The sequence below is a fragment of the Propionigenium maris DSM 9537 genome (assembly GCF_027925155.1).
Lineage (GTDB): Bacteria > Fusobacteriota > Fusobacteriia > Fusobacteriales > Fusobacteriaceae > Propionigenium > Propionigenium maris.
The window spans coordinates 230,071-246,785 of the sequence record NZ_BSDY01000004.1 but is presented as its reverse complement, the minus strand read 5'-3'; the positions used below and the strand labels follow the sequence as shown (position 1 = coordinate 246,785).

Annotated in this window: 12 protein-coding genes and 1 riboswitch; of the genes, 11 read left to right on the top strand and 1 reads right to left on the bottom strand. The window is 42.5% G+C overall.

Going from position 1 to position 16,715, the window contains the following annotated elements:
- Positions 1–25 precede the first annotated feature (25 nt).
- The 9 genes from QMG11_RS05875 (at position 26) to QMG11_RS05835 (ending at position 12,498) form a co-directional block, all read left to right on the top strand.
- Positions 26–1,099, top strand: coding sequence for a hypothetical protein (locus QMG11_RS05875; protein ID WP_281834265.1), 1,074 nt, complete (start codon positions 26–28; stop codon positions 1,097–1,099).
- A protein-coding gene (gene prfB / locus QMG11_RS05870) for a peptide chain release factor 2 (protein ID WP_373877218.1) occupies positions 1,068–2,166 on the top strand; the annotation gives its coding sequence in 2 pieces (ribosomal slippage) (positions 1,068–1,139 and positions 1,141–2,166; 1,098 coding nt in all). The genes QMG11_RS05875 and prfB overlap by 32 nt, the downstream gene beginning before the upstream one ends.
- Before the next feature lie 63 nt (positions 2,167–2,229).
- The gene (gltX, locus tag QMG11_RS05865; RefSeq protein ID WP_281834263.1) at positions 2,230–3,738 is read left to right on the top strand and encodes a glutamate--tRNA ligase; all 1,509 of its coding nucleotides are present in this window, start codon (positions 2,230–2,232) and stop codon (positions 3,736–3,738) included.
- Positions 3,739–4,887: 1,149 nt separating this feature from the next.
- Complete coding sequence (putP, locus tag QMG11_RS05860; protein ID WP_281834259.1) at positions 4,888–6,330, top strand: sodium/proline symporter PutP; 1,443 nt, start codon at positions 4,888–4,890, stop codon at positions 6,328–6,330.
- A gap of 105 nt (positions 6,331–6,435) precedes the next feature.
- Entirely contained in the window at positions 6,436–8,157 is a 1,722-nt protein-coding gene (locus QMG11_RS05855) for a phospho-sugar mutase (RefSeq protein WP_281834348.1), read from the top strand.
- Between the two features lie 247 nt (positions 8,158–8,404).
- Positions 8,405–8,818, top strand: coding sequence for an RrF2 family transcriptional regulator (locus QMG11_RS05850; protein ID WP_281834257.1), 414 nt, complete (start codon positions 8,405–8,407; stop codon positions 8,816–8,818).
- A gap of 126 nt (positions 8,819–8,944) precedes the next feature.
- Positions 8,945–10,810 (top strand): anaerobic carbon-monoxide dehydrogenase catalytic subunit, encoded by a 1,866-nt coding sequence (gene cooS / locus QMG11_RS05845; RefSeq protein ID WP_281834255.1) that lies wholly within the window; start codon positions 8,945–8,947, stop codon positions 10,808–10,810.
- Between the two features lie 22 nt (positions 10,811–10,832).
- The gene (locus tag QMG11_RS05840) at positions 10,833–11,276 is read left to right on the top strand and encodes a 4Fe-4S dicluster domain-containing protein (protein WP_281834254.1); all 444 of its coding nucleotides are present in this window, start codon (positions 10,833–10,835) and stop codon (positions 11,274–11,276) included.
- A 1-nt stretch (position 11,277) separates the two neighbouring features.
- Positions 11,278–12,498, top strand: a complete 1,221-nt coding sequence (locus tag QMG11_RS05835; protein WP_281834252.1) for an NAD(P)/FAD-dependent oxidoreductase — start codon at positions 11,278–11,280, stop codon at positions 12,496–12,498.
- A 297-nt stretch (positions 12,499–12,795) separates the two neighbouring features.
- Here the strand turns inward: QMG11_RS05835 and ade are convergent, their stop codons facing one another.
- The gene (gene ade / locus QMG11_RS05830) at positions 12,796–14,529 is read right to left on the bottom strand and encodes an adenine deaminase (protein ID WP_281834250.1); all 1,734 of its coding nucleotides are present in this window, start codon (positions 14,527–14,529) and stop codon (positions 12,796–12,798) included.
- Between the two features lie 60 nt (positions 14,530–14,589).
- Positions 14,590–14,688, bottom strand: a riboswitch (purine riboswitch).
- Positions 14,689–15,305: 617 nt separating this feature from the next.
- Here ade and QMG11_RS05825 point away from each other — a divergent pair.
- Positions 15,306–15,485 (top strand): hypothetical protein, encoded by a 180-nt coding sequence (locus tag QMG11_RS05825; RefSeq protein ID WP_281834248.1) that lies wholly within the window; start codon positions 15,306–15,308, stop codon positions 15,483–15,485.
- A gap of 61 nt (positions 15,486–15,546) precedes the next feature.
- Positions 15,547–16,641 carry a GGDEF domain-containing protein gene (locus QMG11_RS05820; RefSeq protein ID WP_281834246.1) on the top strand — a complete coding sequence of 365 codons (1,095 nt, stop codon included), beginning with the start codon at positions 15,547–15,549 and terminating at the stop codon, positions 16,639–16,641.
- Positions 16,642–16,715 lie beyond the last annotated feature (74 nt).

Here is a 16,715-nt window from a genome sequence, read left to right as displayed (position 1 = left end):
AAATTTCCCTGGGAGGATTGATATTTTGAGGAAAGTAGGAACTTTTACACTGATAATCTACCTGTTACTTTCTTTTATTTCCTATGGGAAGCAGGGTGAGAGGAGACTGCTGAGACAGGGGAAGAAACTCAGATCCTGGCTCACAGAGGACACCATCGATGAGGTCTATGAATACCTGGACGGAGCGGGGATAGATGTGGGCAACCTTATAAAGAGTCCCTACTTCTATGAGGGAAGGTCCAAGGAGAAATTCTTTCTGGAGATAGAGGGAGATTTTGAGGGGCTGATCCTGAAGAGCAGCGGTTTTATAGATGACACCTTTGAGATAGGCGGAAGAAGCTACAGGGTGAAGTACAGACCCAACTACAATGAGATAGCTATTATCTACAGCGATGAGAGGATATACCTTTCCAACAGCCTGGAAGGGGCTTACTTTGGAATAGAGAATATAGATGCCCTGAAGGCTGAGCTGAAGGGCTACTTTGAAGAGGGAAGCCAGTACAGCAACAGGCAGATAGTATATGAGGAGAAGAAGACCATATACGGTTCCTCCTTCCTTGAAGCATCTGAAGACGGAGGAAGTACGAGGCTTTACTTTAAAAGCTTCAGTATAGATGAGGATGTAAGAAGGGACAGCAGGCTGGGAGATGTAAGGGTGGTAGTGGACTACCAGGAGATGGCCCAGACCATGATGAGATCTGTTCCTGAGATAGATCTGAATCCGGCAAGGCTTGAAAAACTCCTTGAGGGCAGGGTGAACGGAGTGTTCAGCCTGGATGAGGGAATAGTAATAAAATCCCTTGATCCTATGACAGTGGATGAGGTGGTAAACCTTTACAATGAAGGGGTGCTCAAGAGGATAGGCCTTGTGAGAGGCGTGGAAGAGGGAGTGGATTTTTTGGAGATTCCATTCTTTGAGAGGAAGAAGTATATCTTTATAGAGGGAAGGTGGATATTTATATCCCAGAACCTGAAATATATAAAAAAACTTGAAGGTGTGGCAGCTGAGGAAAGGGAGGGGTTTTTAGACAGATTAAAGACTCTTTTTGAATTTAAGGAGGAAGATGGTGGACATACTAGACATAAAGAGAGAGTATAGTGACTACTTGGAAAAATTAGATGATATAAGGGGGTCTCTTTGACCTTGAAGGCAAAGGGGAGAAGATAAAATCCCTAGAGGACAAGACCATGGCCGAGGGGTTTTGGAACGACAAGAGATCCAGTGAAAAGGTGATAAAGGAGATGAACTCTCTCAAGGAGATAGTGGGAGAGTTTCAGGGACTCCAGGAGTATTCAGACGAGGTAGAGGTACTCATCGATTTCGTTGAGAGCGGCGAGGAGGAGTTTGCCGGGGAGCTGGAGGAGAAGATAAAGGTTCTGGGAAGCTCCATAGAGGCCTATGATACAAAGCTTCTTCTAGACGGTGAGTATGACTCCAACAGTGCTATAGTTACCATCCATGCTGGAGCTGGAGGAACTGAATCCTGCGACTGGGCAGAGATGCTCTACAGAATGTACTCCAGATGGTGTAATGAGAAGAAGTATAAGATTACCGAGCTTGACTTTATGCCAGGAGATATGGTGGGAGTTAAGTCTGTAACCTTTGCAGTAGAGGGGATGAGGGCCTATGGTTACCTCAAGAGTGAGAAGGGAGTCCACAGACTTGTAAGGATATCCCCCTTTGATGCAGCCAAGAAGAGACACACCTCCTTTGCATCTATAGATGTCATGCCAGAGGTGGATGAATCCACAGATATAGAGATAAATGCAGGGGATCTGAAGATAGATACTTACAGAGCCAGCGGAGCCGGAGGACAGCACGTAAATACCACAGACTCAGCGGTGAGGATTACCCACCTGCCAAGCGGAGTGGTGGTCACATGTCAGAAGGAGAGATCCCAGCTTAAAAACAGAGAAACAGCGATGAAGCTCCTAAAATCAAAACTTCTGGAGATCGAGATGAAGAGGAAGGAAGAGGAGATGAAGAAGCTTCAGGGTGAGCAAAATGAGATAGGATGGGGAAGTCAGATAAGATCCTATGTATTCCAGCCCTACACCATGGTAAAGGACCACAGAACCTCTGTGGAATCTGGTAATGTAAAGGCTGTAATGGACGGAGACCTGGATTCATTTATAACCGGATATCTCAGATGGAAGAAGATGTAGTTAATTAAAAAAATTAAATAAAAATAAAACTTTAATATAAAGAGTATAAGGAGAGAACTAAAGATGGCAAAAGTAAAAACAAGAATAGCTCCATCTCCAACTGGAGACCCACATGTGGGAACAGCTTATATTGCACTGTTTAACCTTGCATTTGCAAAGAAAAACGGAGGAGACTTCATCCTGAGAATAGAGGATACAGATCAGACAAGATCTACACCTGAATCTGAAGAGATGATCTTTGAAACTCTAAAGTGGCTGGGACTAGACTACTCGGAAGGTCCAGATGTTGGAGGAGACACAGGACCATACAGACAGTCTGAGAGATTCCACCTATACGGGGACTATGCAAGAAAGCTTGTAGAGGATGGGAAGGCTTACTATTGCTTCTGTACAAGAGACAGACTTGAGAAGTTAAGAGAGAGACAGAAGGCTATGAAGCAGGCTCCAGGATATGACGGTCACTGCAGATCCCTTACTGATGAGGAGATCAAGGCTAAGTTAGAAGCTGGCGAAGCATATGTAATCAGACTAAAGATGCCATATGAGGGTGAAACTGTAATCAAGGACAGACTTAGAGGAGAGGTTAGATTTGAAAATAACAAGATCGACGACCAGGTTCTTCTAAAGGCTGACGGATTCCCTACATACCACCTGGCTAACGTAGTGGACGACCACCTGATGAATATCACTCACGTAATCAGAGCAGAGGAGTGGATTGCATCTACACCTAAGCACATCCAGCTGTACAGAGCATTCGGATGGGATGAGCCTGAGTTTATCCACATGCCACTTCTTAGAAACCAGGATAAGACAAAGATCTCAAAGAGAAAGAACCCAGTATCACTAAACTGGTACAGAGATGAGGGATACCTGAAGGAAGGTCTTGTAAACTTCCTTGGGCTGATGGGATACTCATTTGGAGAGAACAAGGAGATCTTCTCCCTACAGGAGTTCATCGACAACTTCAACATCGACAACGTATCTCTTGGAGGACCTGTATTCGACCTTGTAAAGCTTGGATGGGTTAACAACCAGCACATGAGAATGAAGGACCTTGGGGAGCTTGTAGAGCTTGCTAAGCCATTCTTCAGAGGAGAGGGATATATCGGAGAAACTCTGACTGAGAAGGAGGAGAAGGCTCTGACAACTGTTGTTGAGATCCTGAGAGAGGGAGCAAATACTCTAAAGCAGATCGCTAAGGAAGCTCACCTTTACTACGTGGATGAGTTTGAACTTCCAGTGGCAACTGAGGATATGAACAAGAAGGAGAGAAAGTCCATCGACAGAATGTACAGTGCAATCAACGATGAGACTGGAAAGGCTTCTATTAAGCTATTTATGTCTAAGCTTGAAGCTGCAGGGGAGGAGCTTACTGTAGAGGAAGCAAAGGCTATGCTTAACGACACTATGGAGGAGATCGGAGAGGGACCTGGAAAGGTTCTTATGCCTCTAAGAGTAGTGGTAACTGGTCAGGCAAGAGGAGCTGAGCTTTACAACGTAGTTTCAATCATCGGAAGAGACAGAACTCTTAACAGAATAAGAAATACTGTAGCAAAGTATGAGGTATTTTAATAGATAGACATAGCTGCCCTTAGGGGCAGCTTTTTTATTTTGGAAAGGAGCTATTTCACTCTCTGTAGAGAGTGAGTTCATTTCTTGTCATGACACAAGAAACGAACCAAAGAAAGTCTAGGGGTTCATAATTGTCATCTTGGGTAACTGCAGATTGTTCGTTCCTTTGCCGGGCTCTCTACAGAGCCTGAAGGAGTGTAACGGAACGAAGTAGTTTTTTGTTGTGATGCTCGACGACTATGAACCCCGCTTTAGAGTTCGTATAGATAACTTTCCATTAAAGCTTAGCAATTGGTATAAATTTATGATTAAAATATATTGGAATGTCCTGGGGAACTTAGTCTGTTTTATGGACTAGCAGGTAAATAAGTCGAAGTCATATCGATAAAAAGAAGGAGCGTATAATTAGTCAAAGGTACTATTAAAGAGTATTTTTTAGAGGTTTTGGTCGACTACAGGTAGTCGTCGAGCTTCACAGAATATCGAACGTCGTTTCGTTGGACTTATTAGGTTCTATCTAGCATCCATAAAAGAAACGGTAAATTTGCTCAGCTTAAAAAGACAATTACCGAAAGTCTTGAACTTTGGGCACCTTTCTTTTAAGAGAAAGGTGTTATAGTCCCTGTAAAGTGTGAGAAAAACCATATAAAAGTCCTTCTACAGAGCACAAAAATTAATTTTTCTTTGACAGATGGACTGAAGGTATGATATTCTATTAATATAATAAATATTTCGGAGGAAGAAAATGAAGTTAATCAATACCTTTACACTTAATAACAGCCCCATTATGCCATAGAAGGATTTGTGTTTGTGATTGTTGATCATAGGTGCAAATCCATTTTGAGTTGAATGTCAAACTGGATTTGCATCTATGGTTAAAGAGTGTGAGGTAAAGGAAGAAAGTTCTTTTATTCAGCTGAGTTAGCCCCTTAGGTGCAAGAGCATCTAAGGGGCTTTTTATTTTATCGTTTATTGGGAGCAAAACTATTTCATAGATAAAAAAGTTTAGGAGGGAAGTATGTACAGTTTCATCTATAGGGTTGTAAAGATAAAGGAGATTCCCCTCGGGGTTACAGAGGATTGTTGGAGATTGTGGCTGGGCAGGAGATGCCGGGAGTATGAAAATTCAGAATAAGAAGGAGAATGAAGATGGGAATTGAAACACTAATAACTTTTGGAATATATCTAGTATTTTTAATGGGAATAGGAGTATTTTTTTATAAGAGAACCAGCGGAGTAGAGGACTACCTAATAGGTGGTAGAGGAATGGGATCGTGGGTAACAGCACTTTCAGCACAGGCCAGCGATATGAGCGGATGGCTGCTAATGGGACTGCCTGGAGCAATCTACCTCTACGGGATAAACCAGATATGGATAGCCATAGGACTCCTAATAGGAACCTACCTCAACTGGAAGTTTGTGGCTAAGAGTCTGAGAAGACAGACGGAGGAGACGGACACCTTAACTATCTCTACATTCCTAGAGAAGAAGCTGGGAGATAACACAGGGCTTATAAGAAACTTTTCAGCTATAGTAACCCTAGTATTTTTCACTATCTACTCGGCTTCCGGTCTTGTAGCTGCAGGAAAACTCTTTGAAACTATGCTTGGAATCGACTATCAGGTAGCTGTAGTTGTGGGAGCCTTAACAATAGTCTTCTACACATTTATGGGGGGATACCTAGCGTCGTGCTGGACAGATTTCTTCCAGGGAGCACTTATGTTTGGAGCTATAATTCTTGTTCCTACTATGGCCTTTAGAGCTGGTGGAGGAATGGACGGAATGGAAGCAGCTATGCAGGTGAGAGATATGACCATGAATATCATGGAAAACGGGGGAGAGAAGATAGGATTTGCGGCTATTATCTCCTCTATGGCATGGGGTCTGGGATACTTTGGTCAGCCTCACATCCTTGTAAGGTTTATGAGTATCAAGAGTGTAAAGGAACTGGATAAGTCGAGATTAATAGCTATGATCTGGGTATTTATCTCCCTTGGGGGAGCTATAGCTGTGGGACTTACAGGGGTTTCCCTATTTGCCACAACTGATATGATGGGTGGAGATGCTGAAAGAGTATTCATCTACATGATCTCCAAGCTATTCAACCCTTGGGTAGGGGGAGTGCTTCTTGCAGCGATCCTTTCAGCTATTATGTCAACTATCGACTCCCAGCTGCTGGTATCCTCTACAACTCTTACAGAGGACTTCTATAAGTATATAAAGAAGGATGCAACAGATGGTGAGCTTATGTGGGTAGGAAGAATCTGTGTAGTAGCTATCTCAGCAATAGCTGTAGTACTGGCACTGAATCCTGGAGCCCACGTACTTGCCCTTGTATCCTATGCATGGGCAGGATTTGGGGCTGTATTTGGACCTGCTATCCTTGCAACTCTATATATTAAGGGGATCAACTGGAAGAGTGTATTCCTGGGGATGCTTACTGGAATGCTTGTAATGCTTCTTTGGAAGGAGCTGGGATATGGTGCCTACATGTATGAGCTTCTACCAGGGTTTATAGCTAACGGGGTATCTATCTTTGCAGCGGAGAAGATATTTGCTGGAAAAAAAGAGAGAAAGGCTGTTCAGGGCTAGATTTAATTTAGAGGAAGTATTCTCAAATAGGTCTGTAGGCCTTGCAATTTCCCTGGAGTTGTCATAAAATTATACTAGCAAAATACAAGGGGGAAGTGAGAAATGATGGAAGACAGAATACAAGATCTATACAATACATGGCTAAACTCTAAGTGTATTGATGAAGCAGACAGAGAGGAATTAAGGGGAATAGCTAACGACCCTAAGGAGATAGAGGAAAGATTCTATAAGGACCTGGAATTTGGAACTGGTGGAATGAGAGGTATCAGAGGAGTAGGGACCAACAGAATCAATAAATATATGATAGGAAAGGCAACTCAGGGGCTGGCGAACTACATGCTTTCAGTGGATGCTGAAGCAGCTAGGGAAAAGGGAGTAGCTATAGCCTATGACTGCAGAATAGGATCTACAGAGTATGCCCTTACAACAGCACTGGTACTGGCAGCCAACGGGATAAAGGCATATCTTTTTGAGTCGCTGAGATCTACACCAGAGCTATCCTTTGCAGTAAGAGAGCTGGGAGCCCAAGCAGGAGTGGTAGTAACAGCTTCCCATAACCCTGTGGAGTACAATGGATATAAGGTTTACTGGAATGACGGTGCTCAGATAGTGGATCCCCATGCAACAGGAGTGGTAGAGAGCGTAAATGGAGTAACAGACCTTGAGATGATAAAGATGATCTCTGAGGAGGAAGCTAAAGAGAAGGGGCTTCTTCACATGATCGGTAAGGATCTGGATGATAAGTATATCGAGACTATAAAGGGAGAGGTGCTGAACTCTGAGATAGAGGGGAAGAAGGATTTTAAGATTGTTTACTCACCTCTTCATGGAACTGGAAGGGTAGCGGTACAGAGAGTCATGGCTGAAGCTGGTTTTGAATCTGTATATACCGTTGCTGAGCAGGAGATGCCAGACGGAACATTCCCAACTTGCTCCTATGCAAACCCAGAGGATCCTGCAGTATTTGAGCTTGGGATCAAGCTGGCTGAGAAGAAGGGTGCTAATATCTGTATGGCAAACGATCCAGATGCGGACAGAATTGGTATTGCAGTAAAGACTAAGGAGGGAGAGTGGATCTATCCAAATGGAAACCAGGTGGGACTTCTTCTTATGAACTACATCCTGGAAAACAGAAAGGATATCCCTGCAAACGGAGCGGTAATCTCAACAGTGGTATCCACACCTATGCTGGATGTGGTAGCTGCAGACAAGAATGTAAAGGTGATGAGAACCCTTACTGGATTTAAGTTCATAGGGGAGAAGATAAAGGAGTTTGAGGAGGGGAAGCTGGATGGAACCTACCTATTTGGATTTGAAGAGTCCTACGGATACCTTATCGGAACCCATGCAAGGGATAAGGATGCAGTGGTTACAACCCTTCTTATAGCTGAGATGGCGGCAAAGTATGCTGCTGAGGGAACATCTATCCCAGAGAAGCTGGAGGAGCTATATGAAAAGTATGGTTACTACAAGGAGGGAATCAGCGCTATTACCAAGGGCGGAAAGTCCGGAGCTGAGGAGATAGCAGCTATCATGACTAAGCTTAGAGACAACACACCTGTGGAGTTAGCTGGTCAGAGGGTAGCTATCCTGAGAGACTTTAAACTGCAGACTGAGAAGGATATGATTGCGGGAACTGAAGCTAAGCTGGACCTTCCAAGCTCAAATGTAATCCAGTTTGTGTTAGAGGACGGAACTCACATCACAGCAAGACCATCTGGTACCGAGCCAAAGATCAAGTATTACTATGGTGTAAAGGCAGATTCAGCTGAGGCTGTGGATGCAAAGCTCACAGATACAATGAAAAAGTTTGAGGCAGCACTGTAGATCCAAAATAATATAAAATTTAAAAGGGAGAGGGAAACCTCTCTTTTTTAATGATTTTATATTTAAGGTTTTACAGTGTTTAATTTAAAATTCTTCCAGTTTTAATAGGGAAAAATATAGTTTTTGCTTCCTTTGATGAATAGGAATTCCATTAAAAATTTTATTATTTGTGAAGGAAAGTACTTGACATTAACTAAAAATTGATGTAAAAAGTGTACTAAGAGAGTATAGTTTGAAGGAGTTTTACATGAAGATAACTCAAGAGTCTGATTATGCTATGAGGATCGTTCTATTTCTCTGCAGGCTAGGGGTTGGAAAGAAGATCGAGGCCAAGGCTATAAGCGAGGCCGAAGGAGTAAGCCTGAGGTTTACCCTGAAGATCCTGAGAAAACTGACCCATAGGGGAATAGTAGCTTCCTTCAGGGGAGTCCACGGGGGGTATACCCTGGCTAAGGATCCACAGGAGATCACCATGCTGGATGTAATAGAAGCTGTAGAGGGCGAGATCTTTATAAACAGATGCTTAAATAGTAAAGAAAAATGCAATGTCCAGAGGGGGAATGTCTGTGCCGTCCACAAGGAGCTGGCAAGGGTACAGAGAAACTTATTGGAGGATCTCTCCTCGGTAACCTTTAAGAAGTTAATGGGAGATGAGCAGTAAGCAGCTTTCTGTGTGAAAGCTGCTCTACTAAAGGCAGGGGTAAAGCCCCCATATTTTTTAAACTTAAACTATACCAAAATAGTATACATTTAAATTAAATCCAGATAGGAAAGGGGAGATATTAAGATGCCAATGTGTCAATCAGCGGACAAGAAGTTAGAAAATTTTATCAAGGAGTGCAGCTGTGAAACGTCCTTTAAGAGGGTAGTCGATCAAAAAGTAAAGTGTGGTTTCGGACTTCAGGGAGTCTGTTGCAGGCTCTGTTCAAACGGGCCGTGCAGGATCACACCTAAATCACCTAAGGGGGTCTGTGGAGCAGATGCACACACTATAGTTGCCAGAAACTTCCTGAGAAACATCGCTGCAGGTAGTGCGTGCTACCTACACGTTATTGAGACAACTGCAAACAACCTTAAGTCTCTGGGAGAAAAGAGGGAGAAGATCAAGGGAGAGAATGCTCTTGAAGAACTATGTGAAATTTTTGGTATCCATGAGGGAGATAAGCATGAGAAAGCTGTAAAGGTTGCCGACGCAGTACTGGCAGACCTCTATAAGCCAAGAAACCAGAAGATGGAACTGGTGGAGAAGATGGCCTATGCTCCAAGATACAAGAAGTGGGAGGAGCTGGGAATCCTGCCTGGAGGAGCTAAGTCGGAGGTTTTCGATGCCCTGGTAAAGACCTCTACAAACCTAAACTCAGACCCGGTGGATATGCTTATGCACTCGCTGAACCTTGGAATCTCAACGGGACTCTATGGACTTACCCTGACTAACTTGCTAAACGACGTAATGCTAGGGGAGCCTGTAATAAGAAAGGCACCAGTAGGGTTTAAGGTGGTAAATGAGGAGTACATCAACATAATGATCACAGGACACCAGCACTCTGTATTTTCACACCTTCAGGACAGGCTTATCGATGCAGATGTAACTGAGATGGCCAAGGCTGCAGGAGCTAAGGGAATAAGACTTGTGGGCTGTACATGTGTGGGACAGGACCTTCAGCTGAGAGGAGAGCACTACCAGGAGGTTTTCGTGGGACATGCAGGAAATAACTTTATCTCTGAAGCCTTCCTTCAGACTGGAGCAGTGGACGTAATCCTTTCGGAGTTCAACTGTACCCTGCCTGGAATCGAGCCTATTGCAGAGGAGTTTAAGGTAAAGCAGATCTGTCTGGACGACGTTGCAAAGAAATCCAATGCAGAGTTCATGAAGTACTCCACCGATGACAAGGAGTCTATCTCGGAAGCCATAATAAAAGAAGCTATCTCAGCTTACTCAGAGAGAAGGGGAGAGATCTCTATAAATATTCCAAAGGATCACGGACACGACGATGTAATCACAGGAGTTTCGGAAAAATCCCTGAAGGCCTTCCTGGGGAACACGTGGCAGCCACTAATCGACCTAATTGCATCTGGTAAGATCAAGGGAGTTGTTGGAGTTGTTGGATGTTCCAACCTTACTGCAAAGGGACATGATATCTTTACTGTGGAGCTTACCAAGGAGCTTATCAAGAGGGATATTCTTGTGCTGTCAGCAGGGTGTTCATCGGGAGGACTTGAGAATGTAGGGCTTATGTCGCCAGGAGCAGCATCTCTAGCTGGAGATAACCTAAGAGCAGTTTGTGAGAACCTGGGAATTCCTCCTGTACTAAACTTCGGTCCATGTCTTGCCATAGGTAGATTAGAGATTGTAGCCACTGAACTGGCTGAAGCTCTGGGAATTGATATTCCTCAGTTACCACTTGCTCTATCAGCACCACAGTGGCTGGAGGAGCAGGCACTTGCCGACGGAGCCTTCGGACTTGCCCTTGGACTTCCTCTACACCTTGGACTTCCTCCATTTGTTACTGGAAGTGAGATAGTGGTAGATGTCCTTACAAACAGCTTAAAGGAGATCACTGGAGGACAGCTTATTGTTGAGGAGGATATCCTGAAGTCAGCAGACATCATGGAGGATATCATCTTAGACAGAAGAAGAGCGCTGGGACTTTAATACTTTTTCATAGGGGGGAAGAATGAAAAGAATAAGGATAGACAGGGATATATGTGTAGGGTGTATGAGCTGCTCTGTGGCCTGTATGCTCTCTCACAGTGAAACGGAAAACATCCATCAGCTGGATATAGATAACCTGGATAACGGCAGCCGTAACCATATCGGGGTGGCTGCTGACGGGAAGTATGTGCCCATCTTCTGCCGTCACTGCGACAGACCTGAGTGTACATACACATGCATGGCAGGGGCCATGACGAAAAACCTTGAGACGGGACGTGTTGAGTACAACAGCGAGAAGTGTGCTTCCTGCTTTATGTGCATAATGGCCTGTCCCTACGGTGTGTTAAAGGCCGACAACAGAAACCACAAAACTATCCTCAAGTGTGATCTGTGTGCAGGAAGGGACGAACCTGCCTGTATAAATAATTGTCCTACAGGGGCTATAACATTTGAGGAGGTGGAGTAATATGAGATATGTTGTACTGGGAGCTTCTGCTGCAGGGATAAACGGAGCCAAGGAGATCAGAAAGATAGACAGGGAAGCTGAGATAATCCTCATCTCAAGGGATGAGCACGTCTACTCAAGGTGCATCCTCCACCACTACATCTCCGATCACAGGAATGTTTCGGAGCTGGACTTCTCCGATGAAAACTTCTTCGAGAGATATAATATCCAGTGGAAGAGGGGAAGGGATGTTGTAGGAGTTGACTCTGAAAGGAGGGAGGTTCACCTGGATAACGGTGAGTCTGTGAGCTACTACAAACTCCTCATCGCCACGGGAGCTTCCTCCTTCATTCCGCCAGTGGAAAACCTGAGAAGCGCCAAGAGGGTATACGGACTGAGAAATTTGGAGGATGCTGAAAGGATTAGAGAGGATGCCAAGGATATTAAGAGAGCCTGTGTAATAGGGGCAGGACTTGTGGGGGTAGATGCAGTGACCGGCCTTATGGAGCTGGGAGTAGAGGTAAATCTTGTTGAGATGAGCGACAGGATCCTTCCCCTTCAGCTGGATAAGAAGGCTTCCTCCAGATATGAGGAGATGTTCAGGAAGAGGGGAGTTGAGTTTTCCTTCTCCTCAAGGGCTGAAAGGCTAGAGGTAGATGCTGATAATAACCCAGTTGCCCTCCACCTGGAAGGGGGAGAAAAGGTCCCTTGTGATATGGTAGTTGTGGCCACAGGAGTCCGTTCCAATATCTCCTTCCTAGAGGGAACCGGGGTATCCACCGACCGTCTTGGCCTTGTGATAGATGACAGGGGAAGAACCAACGATCCCCATATCTTCGGTGCAGGAGATGTAACAGGAAGAAATCCCATCTGGCCCAATGCTGTAAAGGAAGCGGTGGTTGCAGCCAACAACATGCTGGGTTCGGAGATGGTAATGGATGATTTCTTCAGCTCTAAAAACACCATGAACTTCATGGACCTTCCTACTATGTCTATTGGAAGTGTTCTACCTGAAGAAGGGGATATAGTGGAGGTAGATGAGTTTCAGGGGATCTACAAGAAGATTATCCACAAAGAGGGGCGTATCAAGGGAGCCCTTCTCCAGGGAGACCTTTCCTACTCGGGAGTCCTAACCCACCTAATAAAAAACAGGACGGATATCTCAAAGATCAATAAAAACATCTTCGAGATAGACTACTCGGACTTCTTCAGATTGAAGAAAAATGGGGAGTATTCTTATTAAGAGGTCCGGAATTTATAATAGGTTATTTTATATAGTAAAAAATAAGATTAGATGGAGAGAGCGAAGGCTCTCTCTTTTTCTTTACTAACAATTAAATAGAATTTTTAGGTCATAAAAATTGACTTAAGGCAGTCGTCGAGCATCACAGGAAAGATGTAGCTTCATTCCGTCGGACTATGCAGGTTCAATCTTGAGCCAATATAAGGAATGGAAACTTTGTGCATACCCCAGAAGACAATTGTCGGAAGTCTTGATTTTTCGGATACATTTGTATCAAGACAAAGGTATCAAATTCTTTTAATCCTCAACACTTATATCTATAAACTTAAAGTTAACCACATCAAATAAACCCTTATCTGTAACTTTTATGTCTGGGATAACTGGCAGAGCAAGGAAAGCCAGGGTCATAAAGGGATCCAGGTCCCTGTTTACTCCCAGCCTGTCATAGGCTATCCTGTGCATCTCCTCTAGGGTATCCTTTACCACTTCAATGGGCTTATCGGACATGAGCCCCGCTATTGGAAGTTCCAGTTTTTTCAGCACCTCACCTCCAGATGTAATGATAACTCCCCCCTGCATCTTTTTGATCTCCTCTACAGCAAGATACATATCCCGATCATTATCCCCTATTACCAGGATATTATGGGAGTCGTTGGAGACGGTGGAGGCTATTGCCCCTCCTTTGAGGTTGAAGTTTTCCACCAGACTAAATCCGATATTCCCCGTTGCATTGTGTCTCTCGATTACAGCCAGCTTCAGGAGGTCCTTATCTTTATTAAACTTAAAGTATCCCTTAGTATCTCTTTCCACTTCCCTTACTACTTTTTCAGTTAAAAGGCTGTGGGACAAGAGTCTCATAACATTTGCACGGTTGCTTGTGAGCTTTACCTTCAGATCATCCTCTACAATCTCCTTGAAGTTTATAGTGTCGGTTACCTTTGAAGTATCCTCCTTCTCTAACTCAAAGAGTGGTTTACCCTCCCTTGCAACAAATCTACCATCCTTTATAACTTCCACCACATTGAAGTCCTCCAAGGAATCTACAACTATCAGGTCTGCATCATATCCAGGAGCTATCGCTCCCAAGTTCTTTATTCCATAGCATTCACACACATTGATAGTGGCCATCCTAATTGCAGATATGGGGTCTATCCCCTTCTTTATGGCAGTTCTTACGTTGTTATCGATGTGTCCCTTCTCTATTATGTCTTCTGGATGTCTGTCATCTGTACAGAAGAGGCACCTTCTTTCATTTTCTGGGGTGATCCCCTCTATGAGAGCTTCCAGGTTCCTGGCAGCACTTCCCTCCCTTATGGAGATATACATCCCTCTTCTCAGCCTCTCCTTCATCTCCTCGACCGTGGAGCACTCGTGGTCCGTCTTTACTCCTCCTATTACATAGGCATTAAGCTCCTCGGCGACGATATCTGGAGAGTGGCCGTCCACTATCCTATTGTTATCCTGAGCCAGCTTCAACTTATCTACTATCTTATCATTTCCCTCTATGACCCCAGGATAGTTCATCATCTCCCCCAAGCCCAGTACCGCAGGATTGTCAATTAACTTCGCCAGTTCCTCAGCTTCCAGTACTGCCCCTGAGTTTTCAAAGGGAGTTGCAGGTACACAGGAGGGAAGCATGAAGTAAACATTGAGGGGGAGGTCCCTACTGGACTCCATCATAAATTTAATTCCTTCTAAACCACAGACATTGGCTATCTCGTGGGGATCTGTAACTACACCTGTTGTTCCCCTGGGAACCACTGCCCTTGCAAACTGACCAGGGGAGATCATAGAGCTCTCCATGTGGACATGGCTGTCTATAAGTCCCGGAGCTAGGAACTTCCCGTTAAGGTCAATCTCCTTTAATCCCTGGTAGTCGCCGATGCCTACTATCTTCCCTGAATCAATTGCCAGGTTCCCCTCCGCTATCTCCCCTGAAAATACATCTACAATCCTGCAATTTTTCAGAAGAAGCTCTGCTTTTTTCCGTTTTGCCGCCACATCGATTAAGTGCTTTATCTTGTTATTCATAAATTTTTCCTCCGTCTGTAAAATCTTAGTAAAATAAAAAAATCCCATCACGAAAATGAATGCCTAGGCGATTCATTTCGTAATGAGAAATTAAGGTTTCCCGTAGAAACCCCCGAACCAGATTATCGGGGTTATACGATTATTTTATTTTGCACATTTTATATTTAATTTAGAAATTTGTCAAATTTTTAATAAGGGAATTTATCTAAGTCTAGATTTGAAAGGAAGAAAAACAATCCTTTATAAATTGTTTCTCAAGGTATTGATGATTTTAAATAAGTGTGAGATGGAATGAGTGTAAAAGTAATAGACTAAATGTAATTACCGTGATAAGGAATCTCTTGAATATTAAGATTCTTTTTGATCGGTATTGTTATAGGCTAGATTATAGATAACAAAGTAATTAGGAGAGATTCAAGAATTATTTTTTCTAATGTTCACCTTAATGTTTGCTAAAGAAAAGCTTAACTGTTAACCCAGTTAACAGTTAAGTTAGAGCTTGTATGAAATAATGTTTTTGAAATACGGTGATTTTCTGTGCTTTTGCTTATGAAATCTTTTAAATGATTTAGGAAGTAGTAGTAGTTCACTATGGGGAATATATATTAAATGGTAAGTGGTTTAGAAGTTATTGTTTGCCAGAGAATAAAGTTATTTCTGAAAAAATCTGAGGGTTAGTAGATATAAGGGAATAGTTAAATTGTAAATGAAAGATACCTTCACTGTAGCTATATTAGCATTAAAACTTAAGTAAAATTAAAGGTAGGTATAGATTTATGAAAGTTATAGATGACCCATACAAAGTTCTTTTAGTTACAAGTGATGTGACAAGAGAAAAATTATTAGAGTTTTGGAAAAAAAATGAAGTTAAAATTATTGAGATTAAAGGAAAGAGAAGAAGAGTCTTAGGGATTAAGCACCTCAAAGAGATATGTTCTCGAGAGAGAATTAAATAGAAAAAATCTGAAGAGTAATTTAAGGCTGGATCAAGTAAGAGTTATACTCTGGAGGTGAAAGGTGAGGAGAAAAATTGGAAATAGAAGTCTATTAGCATCTAGCTCCAGAGAGGAGATAAATACATTACTTGAAATAGATCAAAGAGAAAGTGATGAATATAGCTTAATGCTGAAACTTATAAGGGTTGTGGTATCTACTAGATCTATGGAAAAGATAATTAAGAAGTTATATAGTTATATGAGGATAAGCTATGGGGAGTGTAAATTTGGGATAGGTATAAACTACCCTGAGGGAAAAAAGATAGGGGATTGTTTTTACTGTGAAAGTGGTAAAGTTTTAAAAGAAGATGATATGAATTATTCGGCTGAAAGTAGGAATGCTCTTTTAGTAGCTGTTCTTGATAAAAGGGAAGTAATAAATAGTAAATTAAAGGTGGAACATAGCATAAAGTGTAAAGAGGCAACCCCTCAAGTTTCTTATCATGCTCCTCTTATAGTCAAGGGAGAAGTTATAGGAGGGTTTACTTTTCAAGCATATGAGAGGAAAATTCTGTCAGTAGATGAAATAAAAATATGTAGAGAGCTTTTGCCTTTTTTGACTATTGCTCTCGATAACTACATTAAGAATAAGAGGCTTATAGAGATAAATGAAAAGTTAAAACTTCTTTCTGATTATGATGACTTAACAGGGTTGTACAATAGAAGAGCATTTTATGAGAAATTTACTTTTCATTATGAGAATGCCCTGAAAAAAAATAAAAGGGTTTTTATGTTTTTTATGGATTTAAATAATTTTAAGGGAGCAAATGATAATTATGGACATAGATTTGGGGATGAAGCTTTAAAAAGGATAGCTGTTACTTTAAAAGAAGTATTTAAAAGTGGTGAGGTAGGAAGATATGGCGGAGATGAATTTATAGGAGGTTTTATAGACATATCGCTTAGTGAAGCAGAAGAAAAGGCTCTTGTAATATGTGAAGAGGTAAGAAAACTAAGGATCCCGTATGATAGAGAAGGAAGATTTATAGGGATAAGTATTGGAATTGTAGAGGTTGTTTCTGAAAAGCCTCTTAGGGAATATTTTGATGAAGTGGATAGAAATCTCTATATGGTGAAAGGTAGAAAACATGGGGAATACAGCATAACAAGGGTTTGAAGCTAAAAGGCTTTGGAATGTTATGGAGGCAGTACCTAAGAAAATTTATTATAAATGGTAAGAGTAAGAAAAGT

What these genes read in the sequence shown, in the direction of transcription:
- gltX (WP_281834263.1), top strand. Translation starts at nt 2,230, where the DNA reads ATGGCAAAAGTAAAAACAAGAATAGCTCCATCTCCAACTGGAGACCCA.
- putP (WP_281834259.1), top strand. Translation starts at nt 4,888, where the DNA reads ATGGGAATTGAAACACTAATAACTTTTGGAATATATCTAGTATTTTTA.
- QMG11_RS05855 (WP_281834348.1), top strand. Translation starts at nt 6,436, where the DNA reads ATGGAAGACAGAATACAAGATCTATACAATACATGGCTAAACTCTAAG.
- QMG11_RS05850 (WP_281834257.1), top strand. Translation starts at nt 8,405, where the DNA reads ATGAAGATAACTCAAGAGTCTGATTATGCTATGAGGATCGTTCTATTT.
- cooS (WP_281834255.1), top strand. Translation starts at nt 8,945, where the DNA reads ATGCCAATGTGTCAATCAGCGGACAAGAAGTTAGAAAATTTTATCAAG.
- QMG11_RS05840 (WP_281834254.1), top strand. Translation starts at nt 10,833, where the DNA reads ATGAAAAGAATAAGGATAGACAGGGATATATGTGTAGGGTGTATGAGC.
- QMG11_RS05835 (WP_281834252.1), top strand. Translation starts at nt 11,278, where the DNA reads ATGAGATATGTTGTACTGGGAGCTTCTGCTGCAGGGATAAACGGAGCC.
- ade (WP_281834250.1), bottom strand. Translation starts at nt 14,529, where the DNA reads ATGAATAACAAGATAAAGCACTTAATCGATGTGGCGGCAAAACGGAAA.
- QMG11_RS05825 (WP_281834248.1), top strand. Translation starts at nt 15,306, where the DNA reads ATGAAAGTTATAGATGACCCATACAAAGTTCTTTTAGTTACAAGTGAT.